The sequence below is a fragment of the Gloeobacter kilaueensis JS1 genome, assembly GCF_000484535.1.
Lineage (GTDB): Bacteria > Cyanobacteriota > Cyanobacteriia > Gloeobacterales > Gloeobacteraceae > Gloeobacter > Gloeobacter kilaueensis.
The window spans coordinates 3,283,796-3,297,635 of sequence record NC_022600.1; the positions used below are offsets into that span (position 1 = coordinate 3,283,796).

Annotated in this window: 13 protein-coding genes; 10 read left to right on the forward strand and 3 right to left on the reverse strand. The window is 59.9% G+C overall.

What is annotated here, in order from left to right; all coding sequences use genetic code 11:
* Positions 1-2 precede the first annotated feature (2 nt).
* From GKIL_RS15205 to GKIL_RS15225, 6 genes are all read left to right on the forward strand, one after another.
* Positions 3-1,286 (forward strand): serpin family protein, encoded by a 1,284-nt coding sequence (locus GKIL_RS15205; RefSeq protein WP_187293825.1) that lies wholly within the window; start codon positions 3-5, stop codon positions 1,284-1,286.
* 60 nt (positions 1,287-1,346) lie between these two features.
* Complete coding sequence (locus GKIL_RS15210) at positions 1,347-2,144, forward strand: prohibitin family protein (protein WP_023174610.1); 798 nt, start codon at positions 1,347-1,349, stop codon at positions 2,142-2,144.
* Between the two features lie 21 nt (positions 2,145-2,165).
* Positions 2,166-2,354: a hypothetical protein gene (locus tag GKIL_RS15215; protein ID WP_041243987.1), complete on the forward strand. Its 189-nt coding sequence runs from the start codon at positions 2,166-2,168 to the stop codon at positions 2,352-2,354.
* A gap of 3 nt (positions 2,355-2,357) precedes the next feature.
* A complete protein-coding gene (locus GKIL_RS24880; RefSeq protein WP_023174612.1) occupies positions 2,358-3,425 on the forward strand; it encodes a helix-turn-helix domain-containing protein in 1,068 nt (355 codons plus the stop codon).
* Entirely contained in the window at positions 3,416-4,234 is an 819-nt protein-coding gene (locus GKIL_RS24885; RefSeq protein WP_023174613.1) for a GSU2403 family nucleotidyltransferase fold protein, read from the forward strand. Before GKIL_RS24880 ends, GKIL_RS24885 begins: the two co-directional genes overlap by 10 nt.
* A gap of 233 nt (positions 4,235-4,467) precedes the next feature.
* Positions 4,468-5,127 (forward strand): DUF1345 domain-containing protein, encoded by a 660-nt coding sequence (locus GKIL_RS15225; protein ID WP_023174614.1) that lies wholly within the window; start codon positions 4,468-4,470, stop codon positions 5,125-5,127.
* On the opposite strand, the gene GKIL_RS15230 is transcribed toward GKIL_RS15225, so the two are convergent.
* Positions 5,056-6,042 (reverse strand): LysR family transcriptional regulator, encoded by a 987-nt coding sequence (locus tag GKIL_RS15230; protein ID WP_023174616.1) that lies wholly within the window; start codon positions 6,040-6,042, stop codon positions 5,056-5,058. The two genes, GKIL_RS15225 and GKIL_RS15230, sit on opposite strands and share 72 nt — an antisense overlap.
* A 110-nt stretch (positions 6,043-6,152) precedes the next feature.
* Here GKIL_RS15230 and GKIL_RS15235 point away from each other — a divergent pair, with 110 nt between their 5' ends.
* Positions 6,153-6,638 carry a GNAT family N-acetyltransferase gene (locus GKIL_RS15235; protein ID WP_023174617.1) on the forward strand — a complete coding sequence of 162 codons (486 nt, stop codon included), beginning with the start codon at positions 6,153-6,155 and terminating at the stop codon, positions 6,636-6,638.
* A gap of 2 nt (positions 6,639-6,640) precedes the next feature.
* Here the strand turns inward: GKIL_RS15235 and GKIL_RS15240 are convergent, their stop codons facing one another.
* Entirely contained in the window at positions 6,641-6,922 is a 282-nt protein-coding gene (locus GKIL_RS15240; RefSeq protein WP_023174618.1) for an ArsR/SmtB family transcription factor, read from the reverse strand.
* Between the two features lie 167 nt (positions 6,923-7,089).
* On the opposite strand from GKIL_RS15240, the gene GKIL_RS15245 reads away from it, so the two are divergent.
* Genes GKIL_RS15245 through GKIL_RS15255 form a run of 3 tightly spaced genes read left to right on the forward strand, consistent with a single transcriptional unit; the run spans position 7,090 to position 13,026 of the window.
* Positions 7,090-10,320 (forward strand): efflux RND transporter permease subunit, encoded by a 3,231-nt coding sequence (locus GKIL_RS15245; protein ID WP_023174619.1) that lies wholly within the window; start codon positions 7,090-7,092, stop codon positions 10,318-10,320.
* 3 nt (positions 10,321-10,323) lie between these two features.
* Positions 10,324-11,532: an efflux RND transporter periplasmic adaptor subunit gene (locus GKIL_RS15250; RefSeq protein WP_023174620.1), complete on the forward strand. Its 1,209-nt coding sequence runs from the start codon at positions 10,324-10,326 to the stop codon at positions 11,530-11,532.
* A 39-nt stretch (positions 11,533-11,571) separates the two neighbouring features.
* Positions 11,572-13,026 carry a bifunctional orotidine-5'-phosphate decarboxylase/orotate phosphoribosyltransferase gene (locus GKIL_RS15255; RefSeq protein ID WP_041243989.1) on the forward strand — a complete coding sequence of 485 codons (1,455 nt, stop codon included), beginning with the start codon at positions 11,572-11,574 and terminating at the stop codon, positions 13,024-13,026.
* A gap of 31 nt (positions 13,027-13,057) precedes the next feature.
* On the opposite strand, the gene mtnC is transcribed toward GKIL_RS15255, so the two are convergent.
* Positions 13,058-13,798: an acireductone synthase gene (mtnC, locus tag GKIL_RS15260; RefSeq protein WP_023174622.1), complete on the reverse strand. Its 741-nt coding sequence runs from the start codon at positions 13,796-13,798 to the stop codon at positions 13,058-13,060.
* Between the last annotated feature and the right edge of the window lie 42 nt (positions 13,799-13,840).

The following is a 13,840-nucleotide window of genomic DNA, read 5'->3' on the forward strand; positions in this document are numbered from 1 at the left end:
TGTTGAGACTGGCCTTAATCTTTGCTTGCCTGCTGGCTTCTTGTGCAGTTGCTGTCGCTGCTCCGCGCAAGGCAGCCCTGAGTGCCCGCGAGGTCAGCGTTCCGCTCAATATCCGCCTGCGCGAGGCGAACCTGCGCTTTGGCTTTCGGCTTTTGAGCGAGCTGACGGAGGAAGCCCAGCCCCGCGAGGGGAATATCTTGATTTCGCCTTTGAGCGTCGAAATTGCCCTGGGCCTGCTGCTGCCGGGAGCCTCCGATCCGGTCAGGCGCGAGATCGCAAGTACGATCGAGTGGCGCGATCAGGAGCTGGACCAGGCGAGCGAGGCCCTCGCCTTGCTGAGCGAACAGTTTCGCACCGATGAGCCACGGATACAGCTGACGCTTGCCAACGTGCTCTGGGCGCAGGGAAGTGCCGCCGATCTTTCTCAACGCTTTTCGGGGCTGGCCCTCCCCCGTCCTGGAGCAAATGTGCTGATCGCCAATTTACAAAATTCGACGACAGCCATCGATCTCAACCGCCAGCTCTCCCTGGGCACCAGCGGTCAGATCGATCGGGTTCTCGATCGAGAGCGACCGCAGACCCGCTCGCGGGTACTGGTAAACGCAGCCACTTTTCGTGCCCCCTGGCGGCAGGCATTCAATCCGGTAGAGACGAGCGAGGTTCCTTTTACCCTGAGCGATGGCAAGCAGAAGACCGTGCAGCGCATGGGGATGACCGGCAGCTTTCGCTACTTCGAGGGGCGCGATTTTCAGGCGGTGAACCTGCCTTTTGGCCGCAACAGTGAATGGAGCATGATCGTGTTTTTGCCCGCCGCCGGTACCACCCTCACCGCCTTTGAAGACGACCTGAGCGACGAGCGCTGGCAGCTCTGGATGCAGCAATTTGCCCTGCGCGATGGAGCCGTCTACCTGCCCCAGTTGCGGTTGCGCTACGGCAGTGGTCTGAGCCGGGCCCTCAAGGCGCTGGGCATGGTAAACGCCTTTTCGGCAGGAACGAGCTTTCCTGGGCTGGGAACCGCCCTCGACGAGGTGAGCCACCAGACCGCCTTCGAGGCCCGCGAGGATGGCCTGGAGCCGCCACTGCCCACCGGCGACACCAAGCAGCGTCCGCTGAGCATCGTCAATCCAGCCCAGTCACCTTCAGCCCGCAGTGAGCGCCGCCGCCGGGCACCCTTCGTCTTTAATGTCGATCGGCCTTTCTTTTTTGCGATCTACAACAATTACTCCGGCTTCGTGTTGTTTTTAGGTTCCGTCGTCGATCCGACCGAGACCACCAACAGCGGTTAACAGCCAGACGCCGTGTAGGATACAGACAAAGACCACCAGAAGACATCGTGACAGCCAAAGATGAGTAGCGATCGGCAGAACTGGCTTTTTTGGGGACCGCAAATTATCGGGGTCTTGATCCTCGCTTTTTTGCTTGTGAGCCTCAACCCGGTGCGTTTTGTGGGCAACGGCGAAAACCTCGTGGTCTTCTCCTGGCTCGGGGGCATCCAGCGCGAGGCGCTGCAGCCGGGGGCGCACCTGGTGCTGCCGGTGGTCTCCCAGACGATTCCCTTCGACATCAAGACCCAGACGCTCACGTTCAAAAATGGCGGCGAGAACACCTACGGTCCCCGCGTCGTCGCCCTCACCCGCGACGGTCAGGAGATCAGCACCGAAGTAACGATGCAGTTTGTCGTGGCCGATCCGGCCAAAGTCTACGAGACTCTGGGCACTGACTATATCGACCGCATTGCGCCGATTGTTCGTTCTGTGATCTCTTCTGAAACCAGCGGCTTTTCTGCCCAGGCGCTCTACTCGACAAAGCGTCCCCTGTTGCAGGCGCAGATCCGCGAGCGGGTGGCAGGCAACCTCGGTCCCTACGGCATCAACGTCCTCGATCTGCTGCTCAGGGACGTGAGCTTCGACAAGGACTTTGTCTCGGCCATCGAGGCCAAGACGATCGCCGAGAACCAGCTTGCCAAAAAAGACTACGAGATCGATCAGGCCACCCAGGAAGCCAAGACTGCCATCTCCGAAGCCCAGGCGGAGGCTGGCCGCCTCGGAGCCAAAGCCGATGCCCTGACTAAAAATCCTGCCTACCTGCGGGTGGTCCAATCGGGCGTGCTGGGCGATACTCTCGATACTCTCGTCACCCGCTAAATTTCACTACCGGGGGTGCCTGTGACGACAAATCTGCAGGTAGGCGAAAAATTCCCCGATGTAGAATTGCTCGATCACGAGCGCCAACCGATGCGCTTCTTGTTCTTCATGCGGCAGCGCCTCAGCGGCATCGGTATTGCAACCAGGAACTGCCGCCAGGAGCAGCTACAACTCCATGTTTCAGAAACCAGCTTGTTTCGTTTAAAATGAAACATGGCCATTTCTGAAACAGACTTGCTTAACCTCCTAGATGTTATTCGAGCTCGGCTTCCTGCAAGATGGAAGCTTGAGCGCGAGCAGATCGAGCCTCACCTCGGGCGAGGGATGAGGCCAGACGCAACGGCAGTCCTTACAGATCCACAGGGTATGAGCGCGGCCATCATCATCGAAGTGAAAAGCCAGCCAGTAGAAGCGCACAAGGTACCGTATATTGCAGCTCAGCTGCGCCGCTATGATCAGTGCGTTCCATTGTTACTGTGTCCCTTTTTAGGTAAGGCTGCCCGTACACGGCTGCTCGAATACGAAGTTAATTATATAGATTCTGTTGGAAACTCCAGACTCGCCATTGAGAAGCCCGCAATCTTTATAGAAACAACAGGAACTGACAAAAATCCCTACCGGGAAGCGGGAAAACCTTTGCGCTCATTGAAAGGGGCAGGTGCAGGAAGAGCTATACGAGCGCTATGCGACTTTATTCCTCCATATGGAGTTCGTGAACTTGCCAAATGTTCAGATGCTGCGGTGTCAGCAATCAGCCGGGTGGCTGACTTATTAGAGCGCGATGGGCTTGTGCAGCGCAGTAGTGGGCGTATTATTGATGTTGATTGGTGTGGAGTTTTGAGACGCTGGAGCCAGGATTACGTGTTGTTTGTTTCTGGTAAGTATACGTCGTACTTAGAGCCTCGAGGTCTTTCAAACCTATTGTCTAAACTTCAGAATCTACAAGAGAAATGGGCTTTGACAGGATCGCTAGCTCTAAACCAACGTGTGTCCGTTTCGCCAGCACGGCTTGGGCTGGTATATGTTCCTAATGTTCGTACTACAGCGAAGAATTTGCAGCTAGTGGAGACTGAAACAGGAGCGAATGTTATTTTACTTGAACCGTTTGATCCAGTTGTTTTCTCTCGTCTATGGGACTGGGAGATGCCGCAGCGAAATGCGGCAGCTACGCAGGTTGCTGTAGACCTTATGGTCAGTCCGGGTCGTGGTCCTGCTGAGGCTGAGGCATTGCTGGAATGGATGGGAAAAAACGTATCTGTGTGGAGGCGTAAGTGTATCTAACGACCGGATTTGAACCGGAATACGTTCAGGCTCGCAAGGCGCTTCTAGATGTTCTAGAAGCGCTTGGTAAACACAGAGAGGCAGTCGTCCTAGTTGGAGCACAAGCTATATATCTTCGCACTGGCGAGTCCGATCTTGCTGTTGCACCGTACACTACTGATGCAGACTTAATGATCAACTCTACGATACTCACTGATAAGCCTCTACTCGAAGAAGTACTTGAAGCTGCAGGATTTAAATTAGAGACTCCTCCTGGTGCATGGAAGAGCAGTGGAGATATAGCAATCGATTTTATGGTTCCAGAAAGTCTAAGCGGACAGGGTAGAAGAGGAGCCGACCTTGGTAATCATGGACGAAGGGTAGCGAGGCGAACTCTAGGTCTGGAGGCAGCACTTGTAGACCAGGACGTACAAATTATTGGAGCTCTGGAAGATACCGATACTCGAAAGTTTGAAATTAGAGTAGCTGGACCAGGTGCATTGTTGATTGCAAAGTTGTATAAAATCGAAGAGCGAATAGAAAAACCACATCGTCTGAGTAATAAGGATGCCCTCGATGTGTACCGCCTTTTGAGAGAAACTTCTGTGGACACAATGGCCGCGACTATGAAAAAGCTTTTGGCGGACAAGCGCTCCCAAGAGATTACAGAGCAGGGCATACGCTACTTGGAGGAACTGTTTACGTCTGCGACAGCCAGAGGTGCAGCAATGGCTGGAGAGGCAGCACATCCACTTGTAGACTCTGGAGAAATAGCAGCTTCAAGTGCAGCGCTTGCTAAAGAGCTACTTGTAGAAATTTTAGAGAACTGAAACTAAAAAGGTAGTGCATTATTTTAAAATTTATTCTCAGGGCGGTGCAGGTAGAACAGCAACCTCCTGCACGATACGCAAGAGCATCTTGAGAACTGAAGGCGTTGATCTTCTACTAAAGGGGGCCTTTAGAGTAAAAATAAGCGCGGTACCAAAAGCGCAGTTGCATAGCTGCAGTCCTAGAACGAGGTGCAAGTGGTGTACCGTAGGCCAGCGGAGCGAGGAAATGCCAGATGACAACTTCGCCGATGATGGATCGGATCGTCAACCTTCACCCTATCAACCGCCTGCTTTTGTCTTTAATCGCAGCGGCGGTCGCTTATTTATTGGTCAGCCGCGACAGTTCCCTGCTCTACCGCACCTTGGTTCCCTGGGAGAGTGCGACGCTTTGTTATCTGTCGCTGTCCTGGCTGACCGCCTTGATGATTACCCGTGAGCGGATCGCGAGCCTGGCCGACGAGGAAGATGTGGGCCGCACGGTCATCTTCTTTCTGGTGATTGGAGCGACTACGGCGAGCCTGGTCGCGATTGCTTTGCTCTTAGCCGATGTCAGGGGACATGCCCCCCACCTGCTGGCGGGCGACGTGGCGCTGGCCGTCACCTCGGTGCTCAGTTCCTGGTTGCTCACCCACACCACCTACGCCTTCCACTACGCCCGCGACTACTACCGGGGAGAAGACGGCGGCCTGGAGTTTCCCGGCAAGGAACCGCCCAACTACTGGGACTTTGCCTACTTCTCGTTCGTGATCGGCATGACTTTTCAGGTATCGGATGTGGAAATCTCCTCTTCTGGGATCCGGCGCGTTGTTCTGGGCCACTCCCTATTGTCGTTTGTCTTCAACACGGTGATTCTCGCTCTCAGCATCAACTTGATCGCCGGGCTGGTCCACTGACGAGCCGTCAGCATTTTGCCGCTCCAAGTGGGGCAGACCGGCGACTTCGCGCACGACGTTCAAGAATGCCTCCAGAACCGGTGAGGCGTTGTTCTCCCGCCAGATCGCCGCCACCTCCACCTGGGCTTTGGGATCGGCCAGTTCGCGGTAGACCACTCCAGAGCGCTGAAAGTTGCGCACCGAAGCGGGAACGAGGGCAACACCGATGCCACCGGCGACGAGGTGAATGGTGGTCTGGATGTTGTTGGCCTCCTGCACGACTTTTGGGCTAAAACCCGCCTCGAAGCAAAGCCCTACCAGCTGATCGTAGTAACTTGGGCCAAACTGGCGCGGAAAGAGAATGAACGGCTCGGCGCGCAACTGTTCGAGGGCAATGATCGGGTAACTGGCGAGCGGATGATTGGCAGGCAGGGCCGCCACCAGCGGCTGCTGGAGGATAGACAGGTGGGCAATCTCAGCGTCGAGCAGGGGCAGGTAGACGAACCCGACATCGATGCGATCCTCGTAGAGCGCCCGCAACTGGGTGTCCTGGGGCAATTCGTTGAGCACCAGCGTCACCTCGGCGTAGCGCTCGCGAAAGACGCGCCAGGTATCGGGCAGCAGACTGTAGGCAGCGGCGCTCACAAAGCCTACGACCAGACGGCCCACCTCGCCCCGGCTCGCCTGCCGGGCAGTGAGCACGGCCTGCTCGACGGCGGCGAGCACGGGCCGAATGGATTCTAAGAAAACCTGGCCCGCGTAGGTGAGTTGCACGGGCCTGCGGCCCCGCTCAAATAGCGACACACCTATTTCCTGCTCAAGAGCCTGGATCTGCTGGCTGAGGGGCGGTTGGGCGATGTGCAGCCGGGCAGCGGCCCGACCAAAGTGCAACTCCTCAGCGACAGCGAGGAAGTAGCGCAGGTGGCGAAGTTCCACGGGAATTCCCTAACTTGATATCTATTGCATATCATCTAATGCCAAACAATATATTGGACCTCTTGTGAGAGGAGCTTCTAGAGTAGGAGCAAGCGCGGTGCCGGAGGCGGATGGAAAAAGTGCAGTTGCGCGGCTACAGCCCCGGAACGATCGGCAAGGTGACGGAACTGCATGGCAGTTACTACGGTCGGCAGTGGAATCTTGGCCTGCGCTTCGAGGCGCAGGTGGCAGGAGATCTTTCTCAGTTCTTGCTCGAACTGGACGAGAAGCGCGATCGGTTTTTTGCAGCGACGGTGGCGGGCGAAGTTGTCGGCTCGCTGGCAGTCGATGGCCGCAGCAGGGAGGAGGGGGCGCGGCTGCGCTGGTTCGTTCTCGCGCCCACTCACCAGGGTCTGGGAATCGGCCAGATCCTGTTGCAGGCAGCCCTCGATTTTTGCCTGGAGGCGAGCTTTGAGCGGGTGTACCTGTGGACCTTCGCGGGCCTCGATGCCGCCCACCACCTCTATCGCAAGTTTGGCTTCACCCTCTCCCGAGAATGCACCGGCGACGAATGGGGGCGGCCCCTGACCTATCAGATGTTTGAGAGGGCACTGTGAATCTAACCCGGACTGTCCAGGCTAGCCAGCAACGCCCTGAGCAGGTCGCGGTTGAGGCGGTTGTACTTGGTCTGCCCTTCTTTGCGCTTGTCGAGCAACCCCACCTCCCACAGCTGCTTGGTGTGGTGGCAGGCAAGGGAGAGGCTCACCCCCAGCCGCTCGGCAATTTCGGAAGTACTCAATTCAGGCACAGCCGCCAGCATCTCGACGATCTGCAGCCGGGTCGTATCGGCGAGGGCCATAAACGCCCGCGCCCGCTGCTCGTGGTCCGCCTGCTCACCCATGTTCCCGCTGCGCTGCCGGTCACTCTTAATTAAACACTTAAATAACTATTTGACTACAGGAACGTTTTTGCGTACTCTGGAATCTGTACAGCCTGCAACAGTAAAGTCAGATACCGATCCCCCGGCGACGGCTGGGGTGATTTTTTCTTCTCGTTACAGGTGGAGCTATGTGGATCGTCCGGCTGGCGCTGCGCCGTCCCTATACATTCATCGTCGCCAGTCTGCTCGTCGTCTTATTGGGAGCGGTGACGATTGCCCGGATGGCGACCGACATTCTGCCTGAGATTGACGTGCCGGTGGTGAGCGTGATCTGGACCTACGGCGGCGTCAACCCCAACGACATGGAAAAGCGGATCGCTACGATCTCCGAGCGGGCAATGACCACGACGGTCAACGACATCGAGCACATCGAATCGCAGTCGATGAACGGCGTGAGTGTGATCAAGGTCTTCTTTCAGCCCGGTGCGAAGGTCGAGGCGGCGGTGGCCCAGGTCACCTCTGTCTCCCAGACCATCCTGCGCATTCTGCCGCCGGGGATCGTGCCGCCGCTCATCATCCGCTACAGCGCGGCGAGCGTGCCGGTCCTGCAGGTGGGTGTTTCGAGCAAAAAGCTCTCTGAGGCGGAGTTGTACGACTATGGCCTCAACTTTGTGCGCACCCAGCTTGCCACCGTCCAGGGTGCCTCTGTGCCGTTGCCCTACGGCGGCAAGCCGCGCCAGATCATGGTCGATATCGACCCCGACGCACTTTTTGCCCGTGGCCTATCGGCAGCCGATGTCACCGCTGCGATTAACGCCCAGAATTTGATCCTCCCCGCCGGTACCGCCAAGATCGGTGCCCGCGAGTACAACGTCGAACTCAATTCCAGCCCCGAGATCGTCAAAGCCCTGGGCGATCTGCCGATCAAGCAGGCGAACGGGGCGACCGTTTACATCCGCGACGTGGCCCAGGTGCGCGACGGCTTTGCTGTACAGACCAACATCGTCCGCCAGGACGGCCAGCGCTCCAGCCTGCTCACGGTCCTCAAAAACGGCGGAGCCTCGACCCTCGATGTCGTGGACCGGGTCAAGGCGGCTCTGCCCCGCATCCAGTCCACGCTGCCGCCGGAGTTGAACCTCAAGCTGCTCTTTGATCAGTCGATCTTTGTGCGCGCCGCGATCGACGGCGTGGTGCGCGAGGCGCTCATCGCCGCTCTGCTCACCGGCACGATGATCCTGGTATTTCTTGGTTCGTGGCGCAGCACCCTCATCATCACCATTTCGATTCCGCTCTCGATTCTCTGCTCGATCATCGCCCTCAGCCTGCTCGGCCAGACCCTCAACGCGATGACCCTGGGGGGTCTGGCGCTGGCGGTGGGCATTCTGGTGGACGATGCCACCGTCGAAATTGAAAACATCCACCGCAACCTGGGCCAGGGCAAGCCCCTCAAGCAGGCCATCCTCGACGGTGCCCAGCAGATCGCCGTACCGGCTTTCGTCTCGACCCTGTGCATCTGCATCGTCTTTGTGCCGGTCGTCTTCTTAAGCGGCGCGGCCCGGTCGCTGTTTGTGCCGTTGGGGCTGGCGGTCGTCTTTGCGATGCTCGCCTCCTATCTGCTCTCGCGCACGCTGGTGCCGGTACTGGTCAACTATCTGCTGCGGCCAGAAGTCGATCGCTACGCTGCTCCCCATACGGCAAAGGGCGACTGGATCTGGCGCTTTCATGAGGGGTTCAACCGGCTTTTTGAGCGCCTGCGAAACGGCTACCGCGACTTGCTGGTCTGGACCCTCGCCCACCGGGGCGCAGTCTTTGGGCTATTTGCCGCTTTCTTTGGCGGTTCTTTGCTCCTTTTTGCGATGCTGGGCCAGGACTTTTTTCCGCAGGTAGACGCCGGGCAGTTCCGGCTGCACGTGCGCACGCCGGTAGGCACCCGCATCGAGCAGACCGAAGTCTACTTTGCCCGCGTCGAGCGGGCGATCAGGCAGACGGTCCCGAGGGGCGAACTCTCGACAATCATCGATAACATCGGTCTGCCGGTGGGCGGCGTCAACCTCGCCTTCAGCGACAGCTCCACGATTGGCCCGAGCGACGGCGAAATTCTCGTCTCCCTCAAAGAAGACCACGGCTCGACCCACGATCTTGTCCGGCGCTTGCGCCGCAGGCTGGTGGCCGAATTTCCGGAGCTGACCTTTTTCTTTCAGCCCAGTGACATCGTTACCCAGATTCTCAACTTTGGTCTGCCTGCCCCGATCGACGTGCAGGTGAGCGGGCCGCCGCGCAACCAGCAAAAAAACTATCCCATCGCCCGCAAGTTGCTGGCGGAGATCGCCCGTATCCCCGGCACCGTCGATGTCCACATTCATCAGGTGCTCGATTCGCCCACCCTGCGCATCGACGTCGATCGCACCCGCGCCTCCGAACTGGGCCTCAGCCAGCGCGACGTCGCCAATACGGTGCTCTATTCGCTCAGTTCCAGCGGTCAGGCCGCTCCCAACTACTGGCTCAACCCCAAAAACGGCGTCAACTATCTGGTGGCGGTGCAGACGCCCCAGTACCGGGTCGATTCGCTCGCCGCCCTCCAGAACACGCCGGTGAGTGCCGCCGGTCTGAGCGCGCCCCAGTTGCTGAGCAACCTGGCTACGATCCAGCGCAGGACCATCGGCCAGGTGATCAACCACTACAACGTCCAGCCGGTCTACGACATCTACGCCAACGTCCAGGACCGCGACCTGGGCAGCGTCGCCGCTGAGGTCCGTTCGATCGTGGCCCGCTACGAGAAGCAACTGCCGCGCGGCAGCCGCATCGTCGTGCGCGGCCAGGTGGAGAGCATGACCACTGCTTTTACCAGCCTCGCCCTGGGCCTCATCTTTGCGATCGTGCTGGTCTACTGCCTGATGGTAATTAACTTCCAGTCCTGGCTCGATCCGTTCATCATCATCTCGGCTCTGCCCGGAGCGCTCGCCGGGATCTGCTGGATGCTCTTTATCACCCAGACCACGGTGAGCGTACCCTCGCTGATGGGAGCGATCATGAGCATCGGTGTGGCCACCGCCAACAGCATCTTGCTCGTCACCTTCGCCAACGACCAGCGCCGCCACGGCCTCGACGCCACTGCCGCTGCCCTCGCCGCCGGTTACACCCGCCTCAGGCCGGTCTTGATGACGGCACTCGCGATGATTATCGGCATGTTGCCCATGGCGCTCGGCTTTGGAGAGGGAGGCGAGCAGAACGCCCCCCTGGGCCGGGCGGTGATCGGTGGCTTGCTCGTGGCGACGGTCACGACTTTGCTCTTTGTACCGCTCGTCTACAGCGTCCTGCGCCGCGCCCAGCCCTTTGATCCCGATACTGACGAAGATCGGACGCTGCCCGAAGCTGCCTCTGCCTACTCGCTCAGCGCCCAATCTCAGCAGGAGGAATAGTCGATGGCCAGTGAGAAGTCCGCCAAAAAAGCATTCTCCCTCAAAGGCCCGCTCCTGCTCGTCGCGATCGTAGCTGGACTGGCGGGGTTGTTTGCCCTCGGGTTTCTCCCCCGGCTGCAGCGCCAGCGCACCCTCGAAGCGGAGGCAGGCGAACTCGCGAGCAAGCCAGCGGCGGTCTCCATCGTCCGGCCCACCCGCTCAGGCCGGACCACCGCCGTGCGCCTGCCGGGCAACATCCAGGCACTCTCCGACACGGTGATTAACGCCCGCGCCGACGGCTACCTGGAGCGGCGCACCGTCGATATCGGCGATCGGGTGCAGGCGGGCCAGCTGCTGGCGGTGATCGAGACGCCGGAACTGGACCAGCAGGTAAACCAGCAGCGCTCCAACCTCGCCCAGGCCCAGGCCGACCTCAAACAGCGGCAGGTCAACCTCGATCTCTACCGCACGACCCTGGAGCGCTGGCAGAATCTCGGACGGCAGGGGGCGGTCGCCCGGCAGGACGTGGACGAGCGCACCTCGACCTACCAGGCCCAGCTTGAGGCCGTCGCCGCCCAGCAGGCCACGATCCGCTCCCAGCAAGCTGAATTAAATCGACTGCTTGCCCTGCAAAATTTCAAGCAGGTGCGCTCGCCCTACGCCGGGATCATCACCGCCCGCAACGTCGATAACGGGGCGCTCGTGAGCAGTTCCGGCAACACGCGCACCAATCTTTTCACCGTCGCCAAAACTGATCGCGTGCGCATCTTTATCAACGTTCCCCAGCCCTTTGCGCCGGGAGTAAAGGTGGGCCAGAGCGCCCACGTCCTGGTACAGGAGTACCCGGCCCCCTTTACAGGCCGCATCACCCGCACCGCCGGAGCCCTCGATCCCGCCTCGCGCACGATGCTCACCGAGGTGCAGGTCGATAACCGCGATGGCCGCCTGCTGCCTGGCATGTACGCCCAGGTGGAGTTGAGTGGCCGCCGCACAGCACCGCCCCTGGTGATCCCAGCGAGCACCCTCATCGTCCGCGCCGCCGGTCCCGAAGTCGCCGTCGTCGGTATCAACAGCACCATTCACCTCCAGAAAATTGCCCTGGGCCGCGACTTCGGCGATACGGTCGAGGTCGTCTCGGGCCTTACCGGCAACGAGCAACTGGTGGTCAATCCGACCGACGACGCGGTGCCGGGGGCAAAAGTGCAGGTGGAGCGCGGTGCAGGTCCGTCCTGAGCGCCTACAGTAAGAAGACACGCGCCCCGGCAGATGCTGATGAATTTTTTAGACAGGCTCAACGCGGCGATCCGGAAAAATAACAGTTTGCTCTTCGTGGGCCTCGATCCCAACCCCGAGTGGTTGCCCGCCCGCTACGGCCAGGGTTCTTCGATCAAACCTCTAAGAGCGTGGCTGCGCTTTTTAATCGACCAGACCGCCGATCTCGTCTGCGCTTACAAGCCCACCCTCGGCTTCTATCAGGCTCTCGGGCCGGAGGGGCTGGCGCTGCTTGTCGAACTGCGCGAGTGGGTGGGGCCGGATCTGCCGCTCATCCTCGATGCCAAGCACGCCGATCTCAATACCGCCACCCTCATGGCCCGCACGGTCTTCGAGGACTGGCACTTCGATGGGATCACCCTCAACCCCTACGCCGGGCAGGATGTCGTCGCCCCCTTTCTCCTCCATCCCCACCGGGGCGTCTTCGTGCTCTGCTGCACCGCCAATCCCGCTGCCCAGGCGCTGCAGACCTATCCGAGCGAGCAGACGCCCCTGTACCTGCAGGTGGTTCGTGAGGCGTGTGCCTGGGGATTGCCCGAACAGTTGGGTCTGGAGGTAGGACCGGTGCGCGCCGAAGTGCTTGCCCGCCTCAGGGCCGCCGCACCGGAGCGGGTGATCTTACTGCGCAGCGTCTGGGCCTTGAGCGAGGGACTGGATTCGATCCTGGCGGCGGGCCTCGATACAGCGGGGTCGGGCCTGCTGGTGCCGGTGCCCCTGGAGATGCTGGTGGCGGGCGATCCAGCCACTCAGGTAGACGCTCTGCGCCGCGACATCGAAAAATCGCGCCACGAATCTACCCGGCAGGACACTTCCAGTAGCTGCAGCCTCTGGCAACCGGATGTCTGTTTGCTCGTACCCCAGAGCGACCCACACCTCGAACTCACCCTGCAGCTATTCGACAGCGGCTGCGTACTCTTTGGCGAGCACGTGCAGGCGAGCGGAGCCGTTTTTCCTTATTACATCGACCTCAGGCGGATCATCTCCAATCCCCAGCTTTTTCATCAGGTGCTCCTCGCCTACGCCCAGATCCTCCAGCAACTGCGCTTCGACCGGCTCGCCGGTATTCCCTACGGCTCGCTGCCCACCGCCTCGGGACTGGCGCTGCACCTGAACGTGCCCCTTATCTTTCCGCGCAAGGAAGTCAAGGCCCACGGCACCCGGCGCGCAATCGAGGGCAGCTTCGAGCCGGGCGAGGTAGTAGTGGTCGTGGACGATGTATTGATCAGCGGCAAAAGTGCCCTCGAAGGGGCTCAGAAACTCGAATCCGCCGGGCTCGTCGTCAACGACATCGTCGTCCTCATCGAGCATGAACCCCAGGTGCGGGAGCGGCTACGCGAGCACGGCTACACCAGCCACGCCGTCCTGCCCTTTGCGCGCATCGCCCGCACCCTGCACGCCGTTGGCCGAATCACCGACGAGCAGTACCGCCTGCTCCAGCCGGAGGAAGCAAGCTGACCCCTCCGGCACCCTGAGGGGATGCCCTTGATCAAGATTCGTCCCCAGCCGGGGCGGGGGCAAAGCTGCGGACGACTGGAAAATCTGTACCCTCCGCCAGTGCATTGCCGGGACGAACGACCAAAACAGTCCGCAGACCGGCTTGCTGGGCTGCCCGCAATTCACCACGGTGATCGGAGGCAAATAAAATTTGAGCCGCATCCACTGCGATCTGGCCCGCAATCCGGCGGTAGCTGTCAGCTTCGAGCTTCGGGCCGCTGGTGGTATCGAAGTAGCGACTCAAGTAGCCCCTCAGATCGCCCTGCTCGGTGTGCTCGAAGAGCAGGCGCTGGGCCTGGATGCTTCCTGAAGAGTAGATATAGATGCGTTTACCTGCCCTGGTCCAGCGCTCGAAGGCCGGTCTCACGTCCGCAAAGATTTGCGAGCGATAGGCTCCGCTCAGGTAGCCCTGCTCCCAGATCTTGCCCTGCAGCGACTTTAAGCCGGTGGATTTGCGATCGGCAGCGATCAAAAAGCGGATGTACGGTGTGGCCGCCGTCGGCTCCGGTCCGCTCCAGTCAGGCAAGATAAGCCCCCGCCCGGTGTCAGCTTCGTACTCGTCGCGCAGCGCCGCCAGATCCGCCTGCACCAGGGGCTCTTTGCCGTGGACTTCTAAGAACGTTTCTACCTGCGCTGCCGCGTAGGGAAACAGCACCTCGAAGACAAAAGACACTGGCGCAATGGTTCCCTCGATGTCAAGCAGCAAGACCTCCGCATCCTCCAGCAAAGACATGGCACCGCCCTGTTGCAATAGAAAACCAGTGTAGTGGCCGAA

Excerpts from the sequence above, each read along its gene's own strand:
- GKIL_RS15210 (WP_023174610.1), top strand. The coding sequence starts at position 1,347 with ATGAGTAGCGATCGGCAGAACTGGCTTTTTTGGGGACCGCAAATTATC.
- GKIL_RS24880 (WP_023174612.1), top strand. The coding sequence starts at position 2,358 with ATGGCCATTTCTGAAACAGACTTGCTTAACCTCCTAGATGTTATTCGA.
- GKIL_RS15225 (WP_023174614.1), top strand. The coding sequence starts at position 4,468 with ATGACAACTTCGCCGATGATGGATCGGATCGTCAACCTTCACCCTATC.
- GKIL_RS15235 (WP_023174617.1), top strand. The coding sequence starts at position 6,153 with ATGGAAAAAGTGCAGTTGCGCGGCTACAGCCCCGGAACGATCGGCAAG.
- GKIL_RS15240 (WP_023174618.1), bottom strand. The coding sequence starts at position 6,922 with ATGGGTGAGCAGGCGGACCACGAGCAGCGGGCGCGGGCGTTTATGGCC.
- GKIL_RS15245 (WP_023174619.1), top strand. The coding sequence starts at position 7,090 with ATGTGGATCGTCCGGCTGGCGCTGCGCCGTCCCTATACATTCATCGTC.
- GKIL_RS15250 (WP_023174620.1), top strand. The coding sequence starts at position 10,324 with ATGGCCAGTGAGAAGTCCGCCAAAAAAGCATTCTCCCTCAAAGGCCCG.
- GKIL_RS15255 (WP_041243989.1), top strand. The coding sequence starts at position 11,572 with ATGAATTTTTTAGACAGGCTCAACGCGGCGATCCGGAAAAATAACAGT.
- mtnC (WP_023174622.1), bottom strand. The coding sequence starts at position 13,798 with ATGTCTTTGCTGGAGGATGCGGAGGTCTTGCTGCTTGACATCGAGGGA.